Origin of the sequence: Synechococcus sp. LA31 (genome assembly GCF_018502385.1) — a bacterium.
In the GTDB taxonomy this organism is placed as follows: Bacteria; Cyanobacteriota; Cyanobacteriia; order PCC-6307; family Cyanobiaceae; genus Vulcanococcus.
The window spans coordinates 1659786-1677874 of record NZ_CP075523.1 but is presented as its reverse complement, the minus strand read 5'-3'; the positions used below and the strand labels follow the sequence as shown (position 1 = coordinate 1677874).

21 protein-coding genes are annotated in these 18089 nt (G+C 64.8%); 8 read left to right on the top strand and 13 right to left on the bottom strand.

Annotation, left to right across the window (positions count from 1 at the left end; genetic code table 11):
* Positions 1 to 2: 2 nt before the first annotated feature.
* From KJJ24_RS09060 to KJJ24_RS09045, 4 genes are read right to left on the bottom strand one after another with little or no spacing between them, the layout of a single operon-like run.
* Positions 3 to 1196: a TPR domain-containing glycosyltransferase gene (locus KJJ24_RS09060; RefSeq protein ID WP_214338179.1), complete on the bottom strand. Its 1194-nt coding sequence runs from the start codon at positions 1194 to 1196 to the stop codon at positions 3 to 5.
* A gap of 50 nt (positions 1197 to 1246) precedes the next feature.
* Positions 1247 to 2860, bottom strand: a complete 1614-nt coding sequence (locus KJJ24_RS09055; protein WP_214338177.1) for a glycoside hydrolase family 3 N-terminal domain-containing protein — start codon at positions 2858 to 2860, stop codon at positions 1247 to 1249.
* Positions 2847 to 3257 carry a 30S ribosome-binding factor RbfA gene (gene rbfA / locus KJJ24_RS09050; RefSeq protein ID WP_214338175.1) on the bottom strand — a complete coding sequence of 137 codons (411 nt, stop codon included), beginning with the start codon at positions 3255 to 3257 and terminating at the stop codon, positions 2847 to 2849. The genes KJJ24_RS09055 and rbfA overlap by 14 nt, the downstream gene beginning before the upstream one ends.
* Before the next feature lie 2 nt (positions 3258 to 3259).
* Positions 3260 to 3466, bottom strand: a complete 207-nt coding sequence (locus tag KJJ24_RS09045; RefSeq protein ID WP_214338174.1) for a DUF751 family protein — start codon at positions 3464 to 3466, stop codon at positions 3260 to 3262.
* 60 nt (positions 3467 to 3526) lie between these two features.
* Here KJJ24_RS09045 and KJJ24_RS09040 point away from each other — a divergent pair, with 60 nt between their 5' ends.
* Positions 3527 to 4237, top strand: a complete 711-nt coding sequence (locus KJJ24_RS09040) for a glutathione S-transferase family protein (RefSeq protein WP_214338173.1) — start codon at positions 3527 to 3529, stop codon at positions 4235 to 4237.
* On the opposite strand, the gene KJJ24_RS09035 is transcribed toward KJJ24_RS09040, so the two are convergent.
* A complete protein-coding gene (locus KJJ24_RS09035; protein ID WP_214338172.1) occupies positions 4219 to 4905 on the bottom strand; it encodes a DUF6816 family protein in 687 nt (228 codons plus the stop codon). The two genes, KJJ24_RS09040 and KJJ24_RS09035, sit on opposite strands and share 19 nt — an antisense overlap.
* Positions 4906 to 4957: 52 nt before the next feature.
* Between KJJ24_RS09035 and KJJ24_RS09030 the strand changes: the two genes are divergently transcribed.
* Positions 4958 to 5233, top strand: a complete 276-nt coding sequence (locus tag KJJ24_RS09030) for a chlororespiratory reduction protein 7 (protein ID WP_214338171.1) — start codon at positions 4958 to 4960, stop codon at positions 5231 to 5233.
* Here KJJ24_RS09030 and KJJ24_RS09025 read toward each other — a convergent pair.
* On the bottom strand, positions 5230 to 5853 hold the full coding sequence (locus KJJ24_RS09025; protein WP_214338170.1) for a shikimate kinase: 624 nt from the start codon (positions 5851 to 5853) through the stop codon (positions 5230 to 5232). The two genes, KJJ24_RS09030 and KJJ24_RS09025, sit on opposite strands and share 4 nt — an antisense overlap.
* A 155-nt stretch (positions 5854 to 6008) precedes the next feature.
* Between KJJ24_RS09025 and KJJ24_RS09020 the strand changes: the two genes are divergently transcribed.
* Both KJJ24_RS09020 and KJJ24_RS09015 read left to right on the top strand, forming a co-directional pair.
* Entirely contained in the window at positions 6009 to 6881 is an 873-nt protein-coding gene (locus KJJ24_RS09020; protein ID WP_214343523.1) for a 6-carboxytetrahydropterin synthase, read from the top strand.
* 7 nt (positions 6882 to 6888) lie between these two features.
* Positions 6889 to 7533 carry a dihydrofolate reductase family protein gene (locus KJJ24_RS09015; protein ID WP_250544557.1) on the top strand — a complete coding sequence of 215 codons (645 nt, stop codon included), beginning with the start codon at positions 6889 to 6891 and terminating at the stop codon, positions 7531 to 7533.
* Here KJJ24_RS09015 and KJJ24_RS09010 read toward each other — a convergent pair.
* Entirely contained in the window at positions 7499 to 7918 is a 420-nt protein-coding gene (locus tag KJJ24_RS09010; protein ID WP_250544555.1) for a hypothetical protein, read from the bottom strand. The two genes, KJJ24_RS09015 and KJJ24_RS09010, sit on opposite strands and share 35 nt — an antisense overlap.
* A gap of 39 nt (positions 7919 to 7957) precedes the next feature.
* Between KJJ24_RS09010 and KJJ24_RS09005 the strand changes: the two genes are divergently transcribed.
* Together KJJ24_RS09005 and KJJ24_RS09000 are read left to right on the top strand one after the other, a co-directional pair.
* On the top strand, positions 7958 to 9142 hold the full coding sequence (locus KJJ24_RS09005; RefSeq protein ID WP_214338166.1) for a GNAT family N-acetyltransferase: 1185 nt from the start codon (positions 7958 to 7960) through the stop codon (positions 9140 to 9142).
* Positions 9143 to 9151: 9 nt separating this feature from the next.
* Positions 9152 to 9538, top strand: a complete 387-nt coding sequence (locus KJJ24_RS09000; protein ID WP_214338165.1) for a DUF4346 domain-containing protein — start codon at positions 9152 to 9154, stop codon at positions 9536 to 9538.
* Here KJJ24_RS09000 and KJJ24_RS08995 read toward each other — a convergent pair.
* Complete coding sequence (locus tag KJJ24_RS08995; RefSeq protein WP_214338163.1) at positions 9535 to 11145, bottom strand: B12-binding domain-containing radical SAM protein; 1611 nt, start codon at positions 11143 to 11145, stop codon at positions 9535 to 9537. The genes KJJ24_RS09000 and KJJ24_RS08995 overlap by 4 nt on opposite strands.
* A gap of 112 nt (positions 11146 to 11257) precedes the next feature.
* On the opposite strand from KJJ24_RS08995, the gene KJJ24_RS08990 reads away from it, so the two are divergent.
* Entirely contained in the window at positions 11258 to 11380 is a 123-nt protein-coding gene (locus KJJ24_RS08990; protein WP_250544553.1) for a cytochrome b6-f complex subunit 6, read from the top strand.
* Between the two features lie 21 nt (positions 11381 to 11401).
* Here the strand turns inward: KJJ24_RS08990 and KJJ24_RS08985 are convergent, their stop codons facing one another.
* A complete protein-coding gene (locus tag KJJ24_RS08985) occupies positions 11402 to 12637 on the bottom strand; it encodes an MFS transporter (RefSeq protein WP_214338161.1) in 1236 nt (411 codons plus the stop codon).
* Positions 12634 to 14022, bottom strand: a complete 1389-nt coding sequence (gene rimO / locus KJJ24_RS08980; RefSeq protein WP_214338159.1) for a 30S ribosomal protein S12 methylthiotransferase RimO — start codon at positions 14020 to 14022, stop codon at positions 12634 to 12636. The genes KJJ24_RS08985 and rimO overlap by 4 nt, the downstream gene beginning before the upstream one ends.
* A gap of 117 nt (positions 14023 to 14139) precedes the next feature.
* Here rimO and KJJ24_RS08975 point away from each other — a divergent pair, with 117 nt between their 5' ends.
* Positions 14140 to 15081: a vitamin K epoxide reductase family protein gene (locus KJJ24_RS08975; RefSeq protein ID WP_214338157.1), complete on the top strand. Its 942-nt coding sequence runs from the start codon at positions 14140 to 14142 to the stop codon at positions 15079 to 15081.
* Here the strand turns inward: KJJ24_RS08975 and nadB are convergent.
* The 3 genes from nadB to KJJ24_RS08960 form a co-directional block, all read right to left on the bottom strand.
* Positions 15078 to 16721, bottom strand: a complete 1644-nt coding sequence (gene nadB, locus KJJ24_RS08970; protein ID WP_214338155.1) for an L-aspartate oxidase — start codon at positions 16719 to 16721, stop codon at positions 15078 to 15080. The genes KJJ24_RS08975 and nadB overlap by 4 nt on opposite strands.
* Before the next feature lie 109 nt (positions 16722 to 16830).
* A complete protein-coding gene (psbU, locus tag KJJ24_RS08965; protein ID WP_214338153.1) occupies positions 16831 to 17208 on the bottom strand; it encodes a photosystem II complex extrinsic protein PsbU in 378 nt (125 codons plus the stop codon).
* Positions 17209 to 17315: 107 nt separating this feature from the next.
* Positions 17316 to 18059 (bottom strand): DUF3120 domain-containing protein, encoded by a 744-nt coding sequence (locus KJJ24_RS08960; protein ID WP_214343521.1) that lies wholly within the window; start codon positions 18057 to 18059, stop codon positions 17316 to 17318.
* Positions 18060 to 18089 lie beyond the last annotated feature (30 nt).

Below are 18089 nucleotides of genomic sequence, written 5' to 3'. Positions count from 1 at the left end.
GATCAGCCCTCCAACTTCACCATGGCGCCGGCCTGTTGGCGCAAGTGCTCGGCCTCGCTGCGCCGGCCTTGCTGCCCAAGCAAGCTGATCGCCTGGCGGAAGCTGGTGCGGGCGCCCTCGATGTCGCCGCCGAGCAGCAGAGCCACGGCCAAATTTTGGTGGGTTTCGGCATGCTCCGGCGTCAGCCGCCGTGCTTCCCGGTAGGCCTCGAGCGCCCCAGCGATGTCACCTTGGCGGCGGCGGATCAGCCCCAGGTTGTACCAGCCAAGGCCGATCTCGGGCGCTGCGGCGGTGGCGCGCTGGCAGAGCTGCTCCGCCTCCTGGGCCTGCCCCTGTTGCAGCAGCAGCGCTGCCAGGTTGAGCCGCGCCGCCAGGCTCAGGCGCGGTGCCAGGGGAAGTGCAAGCGCCTGGCGGTAGAGCGCCGCGGCTGCGGCCGGGTCGCGGCTGGCTTCCGCCAGGGCCAGGTGCAGCAAGAGCTCGTAGCGCTCTGGATGCGCGTCGGACGGGCATTGCTCCAATCCCTCACGCAGCAGGGTTATGCCCCGCTCCAGGTTGCCCTCGGCCACCTCCAGGCTGCCGAGCTTGGCGCTGGCATAGGGATCGCCGGGCCGCTCTTGCAGCTCAGCCTCCATGGCTTCGCGCAGCCGCTGGGGCTTGTTGCCCTGGGCCAATAGCTCGGGCCGGTAGCCATCGTGAATCAGGGCTGGCTCCGGGCAATCGGCGATGCGCCATTGGGGTTCGCGCTGCAGCAGCGCGGCCACGCTGTCGTCCACCATCGAGTGGTACGCACGGCTCCAACGAATCGCTGGGTGGCGGCGGAACAGCCGGCTCACATTCGAGTAGGGCGATTGCACGGCCCCACGCTCGTGGCGCAGCAGGTTGATCACCAGTACATCGGGTTGGGCCATCAGCGCCCGCAGCGGTGCCATCGCCTCTGGCCGTAGCTGCTCATCGGCATCGAGCACCAGCACCCAGTCGCCGCTTACAAACTGCAGCGCCTGATTGCGGGCCGGTGCGAAATCGCCCGGCCATTCGATCTGCTCCACCCGTGCCCCCATCGCCTGGGCCAGGGCCACGGTGTTGTCGGTGGAGCCGGTGTCCACCACCACCAACTCATCGGCAAAACCCTGCACCGAGCGCAGGCAAGCCTCGATCTGCGCTGCTTCATCGCGCACGATCATCGAGAGGCTGAGCATGGCGTGAGCCGGGATGCAGGCGGGCTGAGGCTAGTGGCAGTGGCGCCGCCTCAGTCTGTGAAGCCCCCCTCGAGGGCATCGGCCGCGAGCCCTAGTGCATCCAGCACCACCGCTTGGGCCTGGGGCATTTGGCCTGGGCTGTATGCCCCTGGGAGTTCGGGCGGCAGCAGGTCCCGCAGCTGCTCCCAGAGATAGGGGCTCCCGTACACCGCCAGCCCAGCCAGTCGCCCGGCGGCCAGCAGTTGGCGCACCACCTGGGGCCAGGGTTCATCGCCGCCGGCGCTGCCGCGGAAGGGATTGCCCCGCACCAGCAGCTGCAGCAGCACGGGGCCCTCTCCAAGGTGCTCCAAGGCCAGGGGGGCCTGGCTGTCGCCACTCCAGGGGCTGGGGCTGCGGCGATCGATCAGGCGTGCTTGATAGCCCACGGTTGCCGGGCGCAGCAGGGCCGGTGCCATGGCTGGCAACTGGGGGGTGTTGAGCTGTGTGTCGAGGCGGATCAGATTGATGCCAGATCCCGCCGGCAGCACCTGGCCGCCTTGATGCTCCAGGCTCAAGGTGAGCAACGACGTGCCGAGCTGGCGCTCATTGGGCTCCACCAGACCGCCCAGTGCATCGAGAACCTGATCGAGGCTCGCGTCTGGGTTGGCTGGGCAGCGCTGCAGGCCGGCTGCACGCCGCGCCAAGCTTTGCTCCACCCTGGCCTGGCTGATCCGGCCGCTGTCCACCGCCTGTTCCATCCCTCGAAGCGCAGCATCGGCATCAGCCGGCATCAAGATCAGATCGGCCCCGGCTTCAAAGGCCAGTACTGCCGCTTCAGCAGCGCCGTACTGCCGGGTGATCGCCTCCATGACCAAGGCATCGGTCACCACCAAGCCTCCGAAACCAAGATCGCGGCGCAAGAGATCGGTGAGCACAGCCGCCGAGAGCGTGGCGGGCCGTTGTTGATCCAGGGCTGGCAGTTGTAGGTGGGCCGTCATCACGGAGGCCACACCCGCCGCGATGGCTTGCCGAAATGGGGGTAGCTCCACCGCCTCCAGCCGCTCCCGGCTGTGGGGGATCAACGGCAACTCCAGGTGGGAGTCGGTGCTGGTGTCACCGTGGCCAGGGAAGTGTTTGGCGCAGGCCAGCACCCCCTCGGCTTGGCAGCCCCGCACAAACGCCGCTGCTAGGCAGCCAGCCGTTGCAGGGTTCTCGCCCCAGGCGCGCACGTTGATGACCGGGTTGGCCGGGTTGTTGTTCACGTCGCACACCGGCCCTAACACCCAGTTGAGGCCTAGTAAGCGCGCCTGGCGGCCAGTGCAGCGTCCGTAGCGCTCCGCCAGCTGCTCTGCCAGCTCCGGGTCGCGTTGATGCAGCCGGCCAATGGCCAACGGTGGCACCAACCAGCTGGCCCCCTCAAACCGCTGGCCCACCCCCTCTTCAACATCGGCGCAGAGCAGCAGGGGCTGATTAGCCCAGGCCTGCAGCTGGGCGCAGCGGAGCCGCAGCTCTTCGGCACTTCCCCCTAGCAGAATCACGCCACCCACGCCCTGCTCGAGCAGTCGCTTTAGTTCAGTGTTGGTTAATTCCCAGCGGGGGTAGCGGCGCTGGCCATCGCGGCTGTGGCCGCTGCCGCGCACCACGAGTAGTTGGGCTAATTGGCGACGGCGATCAGAGCTCATCATCGCTGAGGAGGCCCGTGCCCTCGGGGATTTCGCCTTGTTCTTGGCGCTTCTGCTCGAGTTGGTTCAATAGGCCAAGCACCGAGGTGCCCTTTTCGATCCCGCGATCGAGGTGGAAGATCACCTCCGGTGTGCGACGCATGTTGAGGCGGCGCCCCAGCTCACCTTTCACATAGCTCGAGGCTGAACGCAGACCGGCCAGGGCCTGCTGTTGCACCTCAGGGCTGCCATAGACGCTCACATAGATCTTGCAGTGCTGGAGATCGCCGGCCACCTCCACGTTGGTGACGCTCACCATGCCCAGGCTGACGCGATCGTCCTTGATCCCGTTCACCAGTAGCTCGCTCACCTCGCGGCGGATCAGGGCCGCTACCCGTTCAACACGCCTGCCCTGCGCCATGCCTAGGCGATTACATCTGTGCTCACCATGGCACGCAGGATCAGCCCCAGGCTGACCAGGCCGCTCACCAGCGCTCCTAACAGCGCTACGGCCGTGACCGGATTGCTACGGCGTTTGGCCAGGGGCTCCAGCACGGAGTTGGCCACGCCGAGGCCAAACGCGATCAGATAGCGCGGGTAGCGCGTGACGTTGAGAAAGAAATCCCGCATCAGCTCAGGAGCGCCGGCCGTTCTGTGCTGGCTACTCTGCCGCCAAAGGGATCCGGTTGGATGCTGGAGCTACATCAGTTTCGCCACTCTGCCTTCTGCGAGAAGGTGCGCCTGGTGCTGGCGGCCAAGGGCCTCGCCTACAACGTGGTGGAGGTCACCCCAGGGGTGGGGCAGCTGGAGCTGTTTCGCCTCTCGGGTCAGCGGCAGGTGCCCGTGCTGGTCGATGGCGCTGATGTGATTAGCGATTCCACCGCTATTGCTCAGCATCTCGAAGCCAAACAGCCCATACCGTCGCTGCTGCCAGCCGACGCCGCTCAGCGGGCGCAGGTGCTCGTGCTGGAAGACTGGGCCGACACCGCCCTCGCTGCGGGTGTGCGACTGGCGCTCGTGCAGGCCGCCGCCGCTGATCCGGTGTTGCGGGGAGGTTTGCTGCCAGACGCCACTCCTGCCTCCGTACGCAGCCTTGTGGGCGCGCTGCCTGCCGGTGTGCTCAGCAGTTTGGGCCAGGTGATCGATCACGGCGGGCTTGAGCAGTTGCGCGCCAACCTGCAATCGCTCTGCGCTTTGGTGCAGCAGCGCTCCTACCTGGTGGGCGATCAGCTCAGCCTGGCGGATCTGGCGGTGGCAGCCCAGCTGTCGCTGCTGTTGTTCCCGGTCAGTGCCGGCGCGCCCCTGGCGGGCCGCGGTGTGCCGGGCTTGGCCGACGATCCTCATCTCGCTCCCCTTTGGGCCTGGCGTGATGGCATCGGCGCTCAGGTGGGGCGCCCCTGATCCAAGCGCTCCAGCACGAGCCGCCCCTGCCAGCTGTGTTGCGCGCTGGCGGCGAGCCCATCGGCCGGGGATCCATAGCTGGCTTGCCACTGTTCGGCTTCGATGCGATCCGGCGCCACCAGCCGGTAGCGGCTGAGGGTTTCCACACGGCTCACCCGCGGATCTCCCGGCCCGTGCATCACCTGTAGGGCCAGCTCATCAGCGAGAAAAAGGGTGCTGCTGCTCTGGCTGCTGCGCCGGCCCACCACGGTGGATTCGAGCTGTTGATCGCCGGCTAGCTGGGCCAGCTGGCGGTTGGGGTTGAGGGGGTCGTTGCGCACCTCCAGCAGCAGCTCCCCCAACAGGGCCTGGCCGATGGCACTGGCATTGAAGGCGCGATCACCCACCACCTCGCCCTGCTGATCAAGGTTGAACTGAACGATGTAGTGCAGCTCAGGCTCCTGGCCGCTGGGGTCGATGCTGGTGGCCTGCCAGCGACCGGCAAACCAGCTCGGGTAGGTCAGATCCTGTTGCCCAGGCCGCGGCAAGGGTGCTGGCAGGCTCCAGGTTGGCCAGGCCTCGAGACGCTGCTCCAGCAGCTCGCCTGAGCCTGAGGCAACGGCCACGGGTGCGTTGAACACCAGCACCAAGGCCATCGCGCAGCACACACGCAACAGTGCGATCCCCATGGCTCAACAGGCGTGGCAGGCTGCGCAGATCCTGGCGCCGCGGCGGAGCTGCATGTCTGATCCCCTGATTCGGGAGCTGGATCATTACGTGGTGCTCGAGCCAGGGCGGCCTCAGGAGCTGCTCAGCGCCGCCGAAACCCTGAAGTGGCTTGAGCGGCAGCTCGCTCATCTGGTTCAGCTGCCGCCGGATCTGAGCGGTCTGCCTGATGCCGCGGCTCGGGCCCAGCGGCTGCTGGAAACCGCCTGTGAGTTGGAGCTTGAGCCTGGTTTGGTGGTGCAGTGGTTTGCCATTCGGCTCGAACCACCCGCCGATCGCGTTGCCGGCTAATTGATCGAGCAGCCCACCTCCCCTGTTTCATTCACCACCTGCAGGCTGTGCTGCGGTGCGGCCGCGCGTTCCTTGAGCACCCCGGGCAGGGCTTCGAGGATCTGCAGGGCCACCTGCTCGGCTGCACGACCGTCTTGAACGATGTGCAGGTCGGCCTGGGCATAGAGGGGGCGCCGCTGGCCCATCAGCTCAGCCAGCCGCTGGGCGGGATCCTCGCTCTGCATGAGGGGGCGCTGAGTGGGGTCGGCGTTGAGCCGCTCCAGCAGCAGCTCCTCTGGGGCATCGAGCCAGATCACCACCCCCTGCTGCAGTTGGCCCCAGTTCTCTGGCCGCAGCACCACACCGCCACCGGTGGCTACCACCAGTGAGTGCCAACTGGCGATCTGATTGAGCACAGCTGCCTCAAGATCTCGGAATCCCGCCTCTCCATCGCTGGCAAAGATTTGCGGGATGCCCCGGCCTGCCACCTGTTCGATGCTGCTGTCGGCGTCGAGGAAGCGATACCCGAGCAGCTGGGCGAGGTGGCGCCCGGTGGTGCTTTTGCCGCTGCCCATCATCCCCACCAGGTAGAGATTGAGCCCTTCGAGGCGTTGGCGCAGCGGAGCATGCGGGTTGGCCATAGGGGCTCAGGCAGCGCAGCGGTTCATTTTCCTAGAATGATTCATTGATTGATGCAGTTATGACTCCGCCCTTGGTGGCGGCGCCTCCGGCGAGCCCGGTGCCCGCCGAACCTGCAGCAGCTGATGCGCATGTCCACGGCCGCGGCCGCCCTTGCCTGATCACAAGGCGGGCTTGCTTCAGTGCCAGCCATCGCTACTGGCTGCCTGAGCTCAGCGCCGAGGAGAACCAGGCCCGCTTCGGCGCCTGCAGCCTTGCCCCCGGTCACGGTCACAACTACGAGCTGATCGTGGCCATGGGTGGCCCGCTCGACACCGATGGCATGGTGCTCAACCTCTCGGAGGTGAAGCACGCCATTCGTGAGCAGATCACCGCCCAGCTCGATTTCCGCTTCCTCAATGAGGCCTGGCCGGAGTTCGACCTGCAGCAAAGCGCGGGCATGCTGCCCACCACAGAGGCGCTCACCCTGGCGATCTGGCGCCGCCTGCAGCCCCACCTGCCCCTGATGGGGCTGCGCCTTTACGAAACCGACAAGCTCTGGGCCGATGTGCTCGGCGATTCCATGGAAGCGTTCCTCACCATTAAGATCCATTTCGCGGCCGCCCACCGTCTGGCCCGGCCAGAGTTGAGCCCCGAGGAGAACGACGCCATCTATGGCAAGTGCGCCAGGCCCCATGGCCATGGCCACAACTACATGCTCGAGATCACCGTGCGCGGCGCCATCGATCCCCGCACCGGCATGGTGTGTGATCTGGTGGCTCTACAGGGGTTGGTCGACGAGCTGGTGGTTGAGCCCTTTGATCACACCTTCCTCAATAAGGACGTGACCCATTTCGCCACCACCGTGCCCACGGCGGAGAACATTGCCCTGCATATCGCTGATTTGCTCGGTGCTCCGATCACCGGTCTCGGTGCTTCTCTTCACAAGGTGCGTCTGCAGGAAAGCCCCAACAACGCTGCGGAAGTGTTCGCCGAGGTGCCTGCTTTGGGGATGAAGCCCCAGGCCCTTGAGGCTCTTGCTAGCGCCTGAGCTGCGCTTGGTCCTGGCGGTCAGCCTGGATGGTCGCCTGGCTCCGCCCTCCGGTGGGGCCGCCCAGATTGGCGGCCCGGGTGATCGCCGTGTGTTGGAAGAGGCCCTGGCCTGGGCCGATGCCTGCCTGATCGGTGGGCGTACCCTGCGCCTGCATGGCAGCTCCTGCTTGATCCGCCAGCTGGATCTGCTCGAGCAGCGCTCCCGGCAGGGCCTGCCGCCTCAGCCCGCCGCTGTGGTGGTGAGCCGCAGTGGATGCTTTGATCCAAGCCTGCGCTTTTTCAGCCAGCCCCTGCAGCGCTGGTTGCTGGGGCCTGAGCGTCTGGAGCCGCCAGCGGGTTTTCATGTGGCCTTACCGCTAGAGACGTGGCAACAGGCCTTGGCCGCTCTGGCGGACCGTGGGCTGGAGCGGCTGGTGCTGCTGGGTGGGGCTGAGCTGGCTGGTGCTCTGCTGGAGCACCAGCTGGTGGATGAACTGCAACTCACCCTCTGCCCGCTGCTGCTCGGTGGGTCCCACACCTGGCTGCCTGCATCGATTGTCTTGGAGCCGGGTGTTTGGTCGTTGCAGGAGCAGCGCGCTCTGGAGGGTGAAGAGCTGATGCTGCGCTACCGCCGCCTCAGGGATTCAGGGCAGGTGCGGCGGCCGTTTTGAAGCGGCGGGCCAGTTCGCGGATGGGTACGTCTTGAAAGCTATCGGGGGGCAGGCCCAGCAGCCGTCCGGCGCAGCGCTTCACCACCACCTCGCTGTCGTCGCCGAAGCGTCCGGCCAAGAGCTCGGTCATCACGCCAAAGGTGCGGCCGCTGCGTTCCGTTTCTTCAATCAGGCAGCGGCTCGTCGGGCCAGCCAGGGCACGGCAGGGGGGCGCCATGCGCTCCTCAAGGCTGCGATCACCACCGCTCGCCCACTGCTGACAGGCCGCTGTGATGCGCGATTCCAGCTGGGGGCGCATCATGTTGAGTAGTGGACCCAGCAGGCCGGCCTGGGCGGGTGTGCCGCTGCTCGCGATCAAGCTCAGTGCCGCCAGCGACGCACTCAAGCCTGAGGCGCCTAGCTTGACCACCGCCTTTCCGCGTTGATGGCAGAGCTCACGGCCCGCTGGCATCGCGCGTTGGCGGATATCCCCGAAGCGCAATGGCATGCCTTGGTTTCGGCGGAATCCCTCCCCTTTTACTCCTGGTCGTGGCTTGTGGGGCTGGAGAGCAGCGGAAGTGTCGTGCCCAGGCAGGGCTGGCAGCCTTGTCACCTGGGCCTCTGGGAAGGTGATCGGTTGATCGCGGCAGCCCCCCTGTATCTGAAAGGTCACAGCTACGGGGAATTCGTGTTTGATCAAGCCTTTGCCCAGCTGGCTGGCCAGCTGGGCCAGCGCTACTACCCCAAGTTGCTGGGCATGAGTCCGGTGAGCCCTGTGGTGGGGTATCGCTTCTTCACGGCCCCCGGCGAAGATGCAGCCGCTCTGACAGCGCTGATGCTGGAGCTCATCGATGCGTTCTGCCGAGAGCACCAGATCTTCAGCTGCAACTTCCTGTATGTGGATCCCGCCTGGCAACCTCTGGCTGAGGCGGCGGGTTGTGCCACCTGGCTCAATCAGCAGAGTCTTTGGAGCAACCAGGGCTACTGCGATTTCAATGCTTATCTGAGCAGTTTCAACGCCAACCAGCGCCGCAATATCAAGCGCGAACGCAAGGCGGTGCAGGCCGCTGGCTTGCAGGTCACGCCGGTGGTGGGTGAAGCGATCACTCCTGCCCTGCTCGGCCGCATGCATGGCTTCTATGAGCAGCATTGCGCTCGTTGGGGGCCGTGGGGAAGCAAATACCTCACGGAAGCCTTCTTTGAGCACGCTGCAGCGCAACTTCTCCAGCACATCGTGCTCTTCAGTGCCCACCGCGGTGATCCAGAGCAGCCAGTGGCGATGTCGCTTTGTGTGCACAGTGAGCAGCAGCTCTGGGGCCGCTACTGGGGCAGCGATGAGGAGATCGATCACCTGCATTTCGAGGTTTGCTACTACGCCCCGATCGAGTGGGCGATCGGCCGCGGCATCCAGCAGTTCGACCCCGGTGCCGGCGGCAGCCACAAACGCCGCCGAGGCTTTCTGGCCAGACCGCATGCCTCTCTGCATCGCTGGTATCACCAGCGCTTTGATGGCATCGTGCGCGGGTGGCTGCCGGATGCCAACGCCGAGCAGCTTGAGCAGATCGAGGCGATCAACGCAGAGCTGCCCTTCACTGCTAAGCCGCCGGCCCTGGTGGATTCCGCGCCGTAACATCCGCTGATGACCAGCTTTTCAGCCGAGCAGCGCCGCAGCCTTGATGAGCGGTTGTCGCAGCGATTCATCGCCCTCGACCCCGCCGGTTACTTCCTGATCAAACTCGATCGCGCTGCCGGAGAACTGATCGCCGAGCACTACGGCAACGGTCTTGATGAGCGCGGTCTTGCCACTGATCCTGATACCGGTGAGGTGATCAGCTGCCGGGGGGCTGGCCCGCGGGAACCCCTCAAGATTTATCGGGGCCGCTCTGCCAAGGAGTTGGGCATGGCCTTGAGTGAGGGCGAGGCCCTCCCTCCGATCAGTTGCCTCGATCACGCCCTTTATCTAGGGCGTGAGCTGCAAAAGGCCGAGCTTTGCCTGGAAAGCGGCAGCGATTACATCCAGGATTAGACGGGCTGGAGTTCCCGGCTGCTTTCTGCTGGTGTTGGCGGTGGCTCCGGAGGAAGGGTGGCGAGTTGCTCCTCGATTTCCTGGGTCACCACGGAACGATATTCCTGGAAATGCTCGTTGTGAGCGAGTGTGACCACGAATTGCTCGAGGTTGGCTGGGTTTTGGCGCGCGATGTGCAGTAGCGAGCGCCAGAACCTCCAGCGTGTGTCACGTTTGAGGCCTTGCCGCCAGATCACCGTGGCCAAGGCCTTGATATCGCGCATTTCCGGCAGCGCAGACTTGTCTGAGTTCTCGGATTGGTAGAACGCTTTCCATCGGGGTGCTCCCATTTTCCCGTAGTAATGGGTGACCCGGTCGATGTAAGCGTTGGGCTCATAAAGCCTGCAGAACGCGTCAACGTATTCGTTGGCGATATCTCGTATTGGCCGGGTGGGCACGAAGTTGAGCAGGTTGGTTTGGTTCACGCCCTTGGCGTCAACCTTCTCTTGAATCAGGCGACCTTCCTTTTCAAGGCGGTGCCACAAGCCTGTGTTGGGTAGGGCCTGAAGCATGCCCATCATCGCGGCGGGGATACCAGTGCGGCTCACGAAGCGCACGATCCGATCTCCGGCACCCGTTTGCTCTCCATCAAAGCCGATGATGAAGCCAGCCATCACGCGAATCCCGTAGCTGGTGATCCGATCGACGGATTCCTCCAGAGAGCTGCGAGTGTTTTGGTGTTTGCCTGCCACCGAGAGGCTTGCCTCATCGGGTGTTTCGATGCCTAGAAACACCGCATCAAAACGAGCTTCAGCCATCATGCGCATCATGTCTTCATCCGAGGCCAAATCCACGGACGCTTCGGTGGTGAAACTGAAGGGGTAACCCTTCTCGATCTGCCACTCCTTGATGGCGGGCAGCAGCAACTTGGCATTGCGCTTATTGCCAATGAAGTTGTCGTCTACAAGGAAGATGGCCCGCCGCCAGCCCAAGTCGTAAAGGTATTGGAGCTCAGCAATCAGTTGCTCAGGCGTTTTGGTGCGTGGCTTACGCCCGTAGAGCACGATGATGTCGCAGAACTCGCACTGGAACGGACAGCCGCGTGAGAACTGCACGCTCATTGAGTCGTAAGCATCCAGCTCGAGCAGGTCGAAGCGTGGAATCGGCGTCCCAGTGACGTCTGGTTTCTCGCCATTGGAGGAGAAGCGCCCAGCTGCTTCGCCCCGTTCGATGGCCTCGATAAACAGCGGCAGGGTGATTTCACCCTCATCGAGCACCTTGAAATCTGCTAGGTCGAGCTCAGGGGCGTCAGGGGTGGAGCTGGCGAAGGGGCCTCCCACGGCTACGGGTAGGCCGCGCTGCTTGGCCCGGGCGATCTGCACGGCCATGTCGGCTTTTTGCACGATCATTCCGGAGATCACCACCAACTCGGCCCAATCCCACTCGGCCTCGCTGACTTCGCGAACATTGCGATCCACCAGCTTCATCTCCCAGTGCTGAGGGAGAAGCGCGGCCACGGTGACCATCCCCAGCGGAGGCAGGAGCACCTTGCGGTTGACGAGCTCCAGGATCTTTTCGTAGCTCCAGAAGGTCTTGGGGAACTCCGGGTAGATCAGCAGAGTGCGCATGCCGTAGTCAGGCGATCCTCAGGATCAGAGCAACGGTCTGCCTTGGTGGCGACAACCGATGGTGGTCGTAAAAGCTTAAGTGGAGCCGGAGGTCTTGGTGGGTTCTGCTGTAATGGCTGGGTCTTTCCCACTCAATGCACCGATGGGTCCTGTGATTTACCTCGCCCTCGTGGGCGGCGGACTTGTGGCAGCAGCAGCGGTCTCGTTTGTGCTGCGCGGGATCAAGCTGATCTGACCTTGCCCGGAACCTGCTGCCTCAGGCCAGGCGCATGCGCCCCTGACGCAGCAGTTCTGCAGCGCCCACTGCTGCTCCAATGCTCCCGAGCAGGGCAAAGCAACTCCATAAGCCTCCGGGCAGAAGGTCGGTGAGGCCTGCGGCAATCAGCCCGCTGATGCCCCCACCCCCCAGGAAGGCGATCTGCCCCAGTCCTGCCATGCGTCCGCGCAGCACCTGAGGTGCGTGCACCTGAATGATCAGGTTGGTGCCTGAGAGCAGCGAGGCGGTGCCGGCGCCAATCAGAAAAGCCATCGCCAGCCCCCAAACCTGAGGCCCTGGCGCAGCCAGCCCAAGCTGCCCTAAGGCCGTGATCAGTGTGCTGCCACCGAGCAATAGGCCTGGCCTGCGGCTCCACGCCTGGGCATTGCGTTGCAGCACCACCCCAGCGCTGATGCTGCCACAGGCGATCACACTGGTGAACAGTCCGAGGGCCAGGGGGCTGGGCCCCAGCAGCTTCAGAGCCATCAGCGGTGCTAAGCCCGGATGGAAGAAGCCAATCAGACAGGCCAGACCCGTGAACAGCAAGACATGGCGCAGGGCTGGGCCGCAATCGCGCCAGGCAGTGCCCAGGCTGGCTGCCTGACCACGCTGGCTGCGTTGCTCGCGCTCCCGGTGGGGGGCCATCAGCCAGAGCAGCGTGGCGATGGGCATTAGATAGGTGGTCGCATCCAGGCTCAAGGCCAAGGTGGGTCCTGTGGCCGCCAGCAGCAGCCCGCCGATGGGTGGGCCCACCAGCTTGCCCACGTTGAAGATCACCGAGAAGCTGGCCAGATACGGCCCCAGCTGCTCCGGTTCATCCACCAGCAGCGCCACGTATTTGTTCCGGGCTGTGAGTTCATAGGTGCTGGCCGTGCCCACCCCGAGGGTGCTCAGTAGCAATAAAGCGTCTTGTTGGCCGCCGCTGCTGATCGGGATGGCGATGGCCCCAAGCACCGCTGCCGCCAGCAGCGCCCACTGGGCCCGGATCAGCACCCGCTCGCTCCCGAGCCGATCGGTGAGCACACCCGCCGGACCGCTGACCAGCAGGGTGGGCAGGGTGAGCAGCGCGAAATTCGCGGCCAGTAGGAAGGGATTGCCTGATCCCTCCATCAGCAGCCAGCCCTTGGCTGTGAGTCCGGCAAAGGAGCCGGCAGTGCTCAGCCCTGAGGCCAGTAGGAATGTGGTGCGCTGGTGCCGGGTGAGCCGGCGCCGCAGGCGTTGCAGTGATTCGATCAAGGCGTGGCCTGACGCGCCGCCATGGCATCGCTCACCATGGCCTTGGCGCCCACGACTTCACCCACGAGGTCGTAGGTGTCGGCGGCGGTGATACGCACCGGCACCATCGTTCCTGGTGCTGCGCAAAGGCCTCCTTCACCCGGCAGCACCCGCACCTCGCCATCCACTTCAGGGGCAAAGCGGGCGCAGCGGCCAAGCATCTCGCCGGTGCTTGGGTTTTCCTGCTCGATCAGCACATCCACGATCCGCCCCACCCAGGCAGCGTTACGGGCAGCGGCGATCGGTTGCTGCAGAGCCATCAGCCGGTCTTTGCGTTCCTGGGCCACCTCGGGCGGCACCTGGTTGGGTAGGTCTGCGGCCGGGGTGCCTTCCTCCGGCGAGAAGGTGAACACGCCCACGTGATCAAAGCGCTGCTCTGCCACGAAATCGAGCAGATGTTGGAAGTGCTCTTCGGTTTCTCCGGGAAAGCCCACGATGAAGGTGGTGCGCAGCACCGCATCGGGCAGCTGTTCGCGGATGCGGCGCAGCACGCCGCCAGTCACATCCGCTTGCCAGGGGCGATTCATCGCCCGCAGCACTTCGGGATGGCTGTGCTGCAACGGCAGATCTAGGTAGGGCAGCACATTGGGCACCTCGCGGTAAGCCTCAAGCACCGCCTCCGTTAAGCCGGTGGGATAGGCGTAATGCACGCGGATCCAGGGAATCTCCACCTCGCCCAGGGCTCGCAGCAGCTCGGCCAGCTGTGGTTTGCCGGCTAGATCAAGGCCGTAATTGGTGGTGATCTGGCTGATCAGCACCAGTTCTTTCACCCCCTGGGCTGCCAGCTGTTTGGCTTCCGCCACGATGCTGTCGATCGGGCGGGAGCGCTGGTCGCCGCGCAGGTGGGGAATGATGCAAAAGGCACAGCGGTAGTCGCAGCCTTCGGCCACCTTCAGGTAAGCCACCGCTTCGCTGGTCGTGCGGTAGCGGGGCAGGTGCTCATCAGCCACAAAGGTGGGGTTGGCGCTCACCTGTTTCACGCGCTCGCCCGCCTCCACCCGCTCCAGCACGCTCACGATGTGCTGGTAGTCGCCGGTGCCCACGATCGCGCGCGCTTCGGGGAGGCTCTCGAGCAGCTCCTCCTGAAAATGCTGCGCCAGGCAGCCGGCGATGATCAGCTCTTTGCCTTGCTCAGCCAGCTCCACCAGGGTGCGCACCGATTCCTCGCGGGCGTCTTGAATGAAGCTGCAGGTGTTCACGACCACCACGTTGGCGTCGCTCTCATCGGCACTCACGCCGTAGCCGGCCTGGGCTAGAAGCCCCAGCATGTGTTCTGTATCGACCCGGTTTTTCTCGCAGCCAAGGTGGGCAAAGGCCACGGTGGGCTTGTTGCTGGTTTTGCTCATCGGGCGGGGCTTCAGGGCTGGTGCGGCCGCGCGCAGGCCAATCCCCAACCCTACTGAGCAGCACCACCTGCCTCGGGCAGTGGATGCCACAATCGTCCCAGCAGCAAGCGCCTGGTTGTGACCTCCTCCCGCCTCAGTGAGCGCCTGGCCGGTCAACGGCGCCGCGGCGATTCCGGTAGCAAGTGGATCCGGGTGGCGATGGCCGTGCTGGCCACCATTGGCGTGATTGATACCGGCTCGATCACCCTGAAGAAGTGGGGTGTGCTGGCCTCTCTGAGCTGCAACAGCCAAGGCTTCTTTGGCTGCAATGGCTGCGAAAAGGTGCTCTCCAGTGACTGGGGCAGTCTGTTTGGCCAGCCCTTGTCTCTGTTTGGTTTCCTGGCCTACAGCGCCATGCTGCTGATGGCGGTGCTGCCGTTGGTCATTCCGGGTGAGGCCCGCCACAACCTGGCGCAGCCCAGCTGGTGGGGCATGGTGCTGCTGAGCACCGGTATGACCGTGTTTAGCGCGGTGCTACTCGGTGTGATGGCCTTCGCCATCCGCGATTGCTGCCCGTTCTGCATTCTTTCAGCAGCCCTCAGCACAGGCTTGTTGGTGCTGAGCCTGTTTGGCGGCGAGTGGGAAGATCGCGGCCAACTCGTCTTCCGCGGGCTGATCACGGCCCTGCTGGTGGGTGTGATCGGTCTCGGGTGGGCTGCATCGGTGGGCCAGCCCGCTGTGGAAACCGGCCGGGGTGTGCCACCGCCAGTTCGCGCCGAAAGCACTGAAGCCACCATTGCTCTGGCCGAGCAGCTCACCGATCAGGGAGCGCGCATGTATTCGGCCTACTGGTGCCCCCATTGCCATGAACAGAAGGAACTGTTTGGTAAGCAGGCGGCGGACAAGCTCACGGTGATCGAATGCGCCCCCGATGGACGCAACAGCCAGAAGGAGCTTTGTGATGCCAAGAAAATCGAGGGCTATCCCACCTGGGAAATCAACGGTCAGCTGGATTCCGGCGTGAAACCTCTGACCAAGCTGGCTGAGTTGATCGGCTACGAGGGGCCGGCGCTGAATTAATCAGCTGCCACCGCTTCAGTGCCGATGGCCTGATGGCGTTGTTGCACGGTGTGGCGGCGCCAGAACGGTTGTGGTGACGGTGCATCCACCCGGAAGTGGCCACCTCGGCTTTCCTGGCGGAACAGGGCTGCTTCCAAGAGCAATTGGGTCACCACCAGGCGCTGTTGCAGGTCGTGGGCCCTGCTGATCCAGGCAGCTTCCGTGGGGGCCAGATCAGCGCAGTGCTCTGGTGGTTGCTGCTGCGCAGCCCGCAGCCATGGGTCGTCGTTGACCTGGTGCAGGCTGAGCCGGCTGCTGGCCAAGCCGTGGCGCAACTGGCTGACACACCGCTCCACGCCAGCGGATTGCCAGCAGAGGCGGCGCAGATCCTGTTGGCGGCGCTCCAGCTCCCGGAACTGCTCTCCGGTGGGAACGGGCAGGCCGACTAGGGGCTGCTGGCGAGCCTCGCGGGGCGCGTTGGCCTCCGCCAGCTGCAAGTTCCCTAGCTGCCGTGCGAACACCAGGCATTCCATCAGGGAGTTGCTGGCTAGGCGATTAGCGCCGTGCACCCCGGTGCTGGTCACCTCGCCGACGGCGTAGAGACCAGGGATTGTGGTGGCGGCCATGGCATCCGTGCGCACGCCACCCATCCAGTAGTGGGCGGCTGGAGCTACCGGGATCGGGGCGGTGGTGGGCTCAAGGCCCAGTTCACGGCAGCGCCCAAGGATCGTGGGGAACTGCTGCTCCAACTTTGTGCTGCCCACCGGGCGCAGGTCTAGCCAGAGATGCTCGAGCTGCTGTTCGCGCATGCACTGCACGAGTGCACGGCTCACGGCATCGCGCGCGGCCAGATCCCCCTCGGGGAGATGGCTCACCGGGCTGTTGCCATAGGCATCCACAAGGCGAGCGCCTTCGCCGCGCACCGCTTCTGAGATCAGGAAGTGGGGAGCCCCAGGCAACATCAGTGCCGTGGGGTGAAATTGCACAAATTCCAGGTCTCGAATGACCGCACCTGCCTGCCAGGCCATGGCGATGCCATCGCCACTGGCTTGGGAGGGGTTGGTGGTGTTGGCATAGAGGTGGCCGCCACCGCCGGTGGCCAGCACCACGGCCCGGGCGCGCAGCCAGCGCAGGCTGCCCGCATGCAGCATCTGCAGGCCGCAGCAGCGCCCGTTCTCAATCCACAGCTGTAGGGCCAGCGCACCTTGGAGTCGCAGCAGGCCTTGCCGTTGCAGTGCCTGTTGTTCCAGGGCATCCACAAGGGCACCACCGGTGCGGTCCTGGGCATGCAGCACGCGCCGGTGGCTATGGGCCGCCTCGAGAGTGGTGCTGAGAGCGCCGTTGTGGTGATCAAAATCCATCCCCAGCTCCAGCAGCCGCTTCACGCAGGCGGGAGCCTGTTGCACGAGCAGTTCCACGGCCGGCGTATCGCACAGCCCACCGCCTGCCCTGATCGTGTCGTCGCGATGGCTTTCGAAGCTGTCGTCAGGCCGAGTGACTGCAGCGATGCCGCCCTGGGCCCAGCGGCTGGCGGAGCGGGGTGCGTGGTCTTTGCTGAGCAGCAGCACCCGCAGCTGCGGCGGGAGCTCGAGGGCCGCCATCAGCCCGGCGGCTCCGCCGCCCACCACCACGACATCCCAATTGGAGGGCAGCTCAACCATGGGGCCTTAGGCCTGAAGGCAACAAAAAAGCCGCCGGGCGGGCCCGACGGCTGATACCGGTTAAGGAATTTAATTCCTTCAGATCAAGGCCAGCCCAGGCCTTAGGCCTTCAGCGGTACTGGCCGTCGTTGATCCGATCGAAGCCCTCATTGAGGGCGATCGAGGGTGGAGTCACGGTGAAGTTGTCCTTGTACTTCTCCACCAGCTCCTTCTGGCGATCGGTGAGATCGAGGTTGAACAGGTCGTCAACACTGTTGTAAGGACCACCTAAAACAATCTTGCCCGCCAGGGTGGGGTACATCCCGGGGTAGGCCTGGAAGCGACGAACCGAACAGTTGTTGAGGTCAACCTTGCCGCCGCGTTCGGCGATTTTCTCGTCGGCCACGTTGTTCAGATCGGCTGCCTGAGCCGAAGGGGTCATCACTAAGCCGAAGAGCAGGCTGGCCATCAGCACGCCACTCATGAGCCACGAAACCAGCCGTTTCATCGAAGTCTCCGTCTGAACGGGAATCACAGGGGCTGCCATGCAGCTTCGCAAAGCTACAGGTGTGAGACCTGTCCCTCCCGTTGCTTTGGGCAGGCTTTTGCAGTTCTTCAGATCAGGCCGCTCAGTTGAGGGGCCCAGAGGGCAGCCGCCAGAAAGAGCCCGTCCACGGCCAAGGTGGTGCCCATGGCAGAGGCGGCTAGGCGCCAGGCTGGGTCGGGATGGCGCCAAAAGCGGCGACACAGGCTCACCAGCAGGCCGCCAGCCAGCAGCGTCACCGTTAATGCCATGGGTTGCATCACACCCAGGGCCGCCGCCTGAAGCAGGTGTGGGGCTTGATCAGGGGGGGCCAGCAACACATCGGTCCATCGCCGCATCACGCCGGTGATCGCCATCACCCCATCGGTGGCGGCGGTGCCCAGCAGCGATGCGAGGTAGAAGCTCGCTGCGAGTCGCCAGCGGGTGTTGAGCCCTCCTAGCGCAAGCGGCAAGGCAAAGGCTTCGATCGGCAGATGCCAGAGCGGATGGAGACGGCACCAGCCCCAGAACAGGCACCCCCCCAGCCAACTGCCGCTAAACCCCACCAGCAGAGTGCCCGCCGTGCTGAGGCGGGGGTTGGGCTGGCGGGCTAGCAAGATGCCGGCCAGCAGCAGTGGTGCTGTGAAGAGCGCAGCGCTAAAGGGCGCCAGCCGTACCCATGGAGCCTGCAGAAACACTGGCAGCGCGACCAGAAGTGCCCCCACCAGGCTCAGCGGCCACTGGCTCGGGGCGGCTGCATGGCTTGCAGCCAAGCGAGAAGCGTTGGGGGGCAGCGCGGCCACCGTGAGGCTGGGCGAGACCCCGATCACCAACATGTGAAGAAAGTTGTCCAACCTTAAGGGACA

Excerpts from the sequence above, each read along its gene's own strand:
- KJJ24_RS09000 (WP_214338165.1), top strand. The coding sequence starts at position 9,152 with ATGACCAGCTTTTCAGCCGAGCAGCGCCGCAGCCTTGATGAGCGGTTG.
- KJJ24_RS09005 (WP_214338166.1), top strand. The coding sequence starts at position 7,958 with ATGGCAGAGCTCACGGCCCGCTGGCATCGCGCGTTGGCGGATATCCCC.
- KJJ24_RS09035 (WP_214338172.1), bottom strand. The coding sequence starts at position 4,905 with ATGGGGATCGCACTGTTGCGTGTGTGCTGCGCGATGGCCTTGGTGCTG.
- KJJ24_RS09025 (WP_214338170.1), bottom strand. The coding sequence starts at position 5,853 with ATGGCCAACCCGCATGCTCCGCTGCGCCAACGCCTCGAAGGGCTCAAT.
- KJJ24_RS08995 (WP_214338163.1), bottom strand. The coding sequence starts at position 11,145 with ATGCGCACTCTGCTGATCTACCCGGAGTTCCCCAAGACCTTCTGGAGC.
- KJJ24_RS08990 (WP_250544553.1), top strand. The coding sequence starts at position 11,258 with ATGGCTGGGTCTTTCCCACTCAATGCACCGATGGGTCCTGTGATTTAC.
- KJJ24_RS09045 (WP_214338174.1), bottom strand. The coding sequence starts at position 3,466 with ATGCGGGATTTCTTTCTCAACGTCACGCGCTACCCGCGCTATCTGATC.
- KJJ24_RS09040 (WP_214338173.1), top strand. The coding sequence starts at position 3,527 with ATGCTGGAGCTACATCAGTTTCGCCACTCTGCCTTCTGCGAGAAGGTG.
- KJJ24_RS09030 (WP_214338171.1), top strand. The coding sequence starts at position 4,958 with ATGTCTGATCCCCTGATTCGGGAGCTGGATCATTACGTGGTGCTCGAG.
- KJJ24_RS08960 (WP_214343521.1), bottom strand. The coding sequence starts at position 18,059 with ATGTTGGTGATCGGGGTCTCGCCCAGCCTCACGGTGGCCGCGCTGCCC.
- nadB (WP_214338155.1), bottom strand. The coding sequence starts at position 16,721 with ATGGTTGAGCTGCCCTCCAATTGGGATGTCGTGGTGGTGGGCGGCGGA.
- KJJ24_RS09060 (WP_214338179.1), bottom strand. The coding sequence starts at position 1,196 with ATGCTCAGCCTCTCGATGATCGTGCGCGATGAAGCAGCGCAGATCGAG.
- psbU (WP_214338153.1), bottom strand. The coding sequence starts at position 17,208 with ATGAAACGGCTGGTTTCGTGGCTCATGAGTGGCGTGCTGATGGCCAGC.
- rbfA (WP_214338175.1), bottom strand. The coding sequence starts at position 3,257 with ATGGCGCAGGGCAGGCGTGTTGAACGGGTAGCGGCCCTGATCCGCCGC.
- KJJ24_RS09055 (WP_214338177.1), bottom strand. The coding sequence starts at position 2,860 with ATGATGAGCTCTGATCGCCGTCGCCAATTAGCCCAACTACTCGTGGTG.
- rimO (WP_214338159.1), bottom strand. The coding sequence starts at position 14,022 with ATGAGCAAAACCAGCAACAAGCCCACCGTGGCCTTTGCCCACCTTGGC.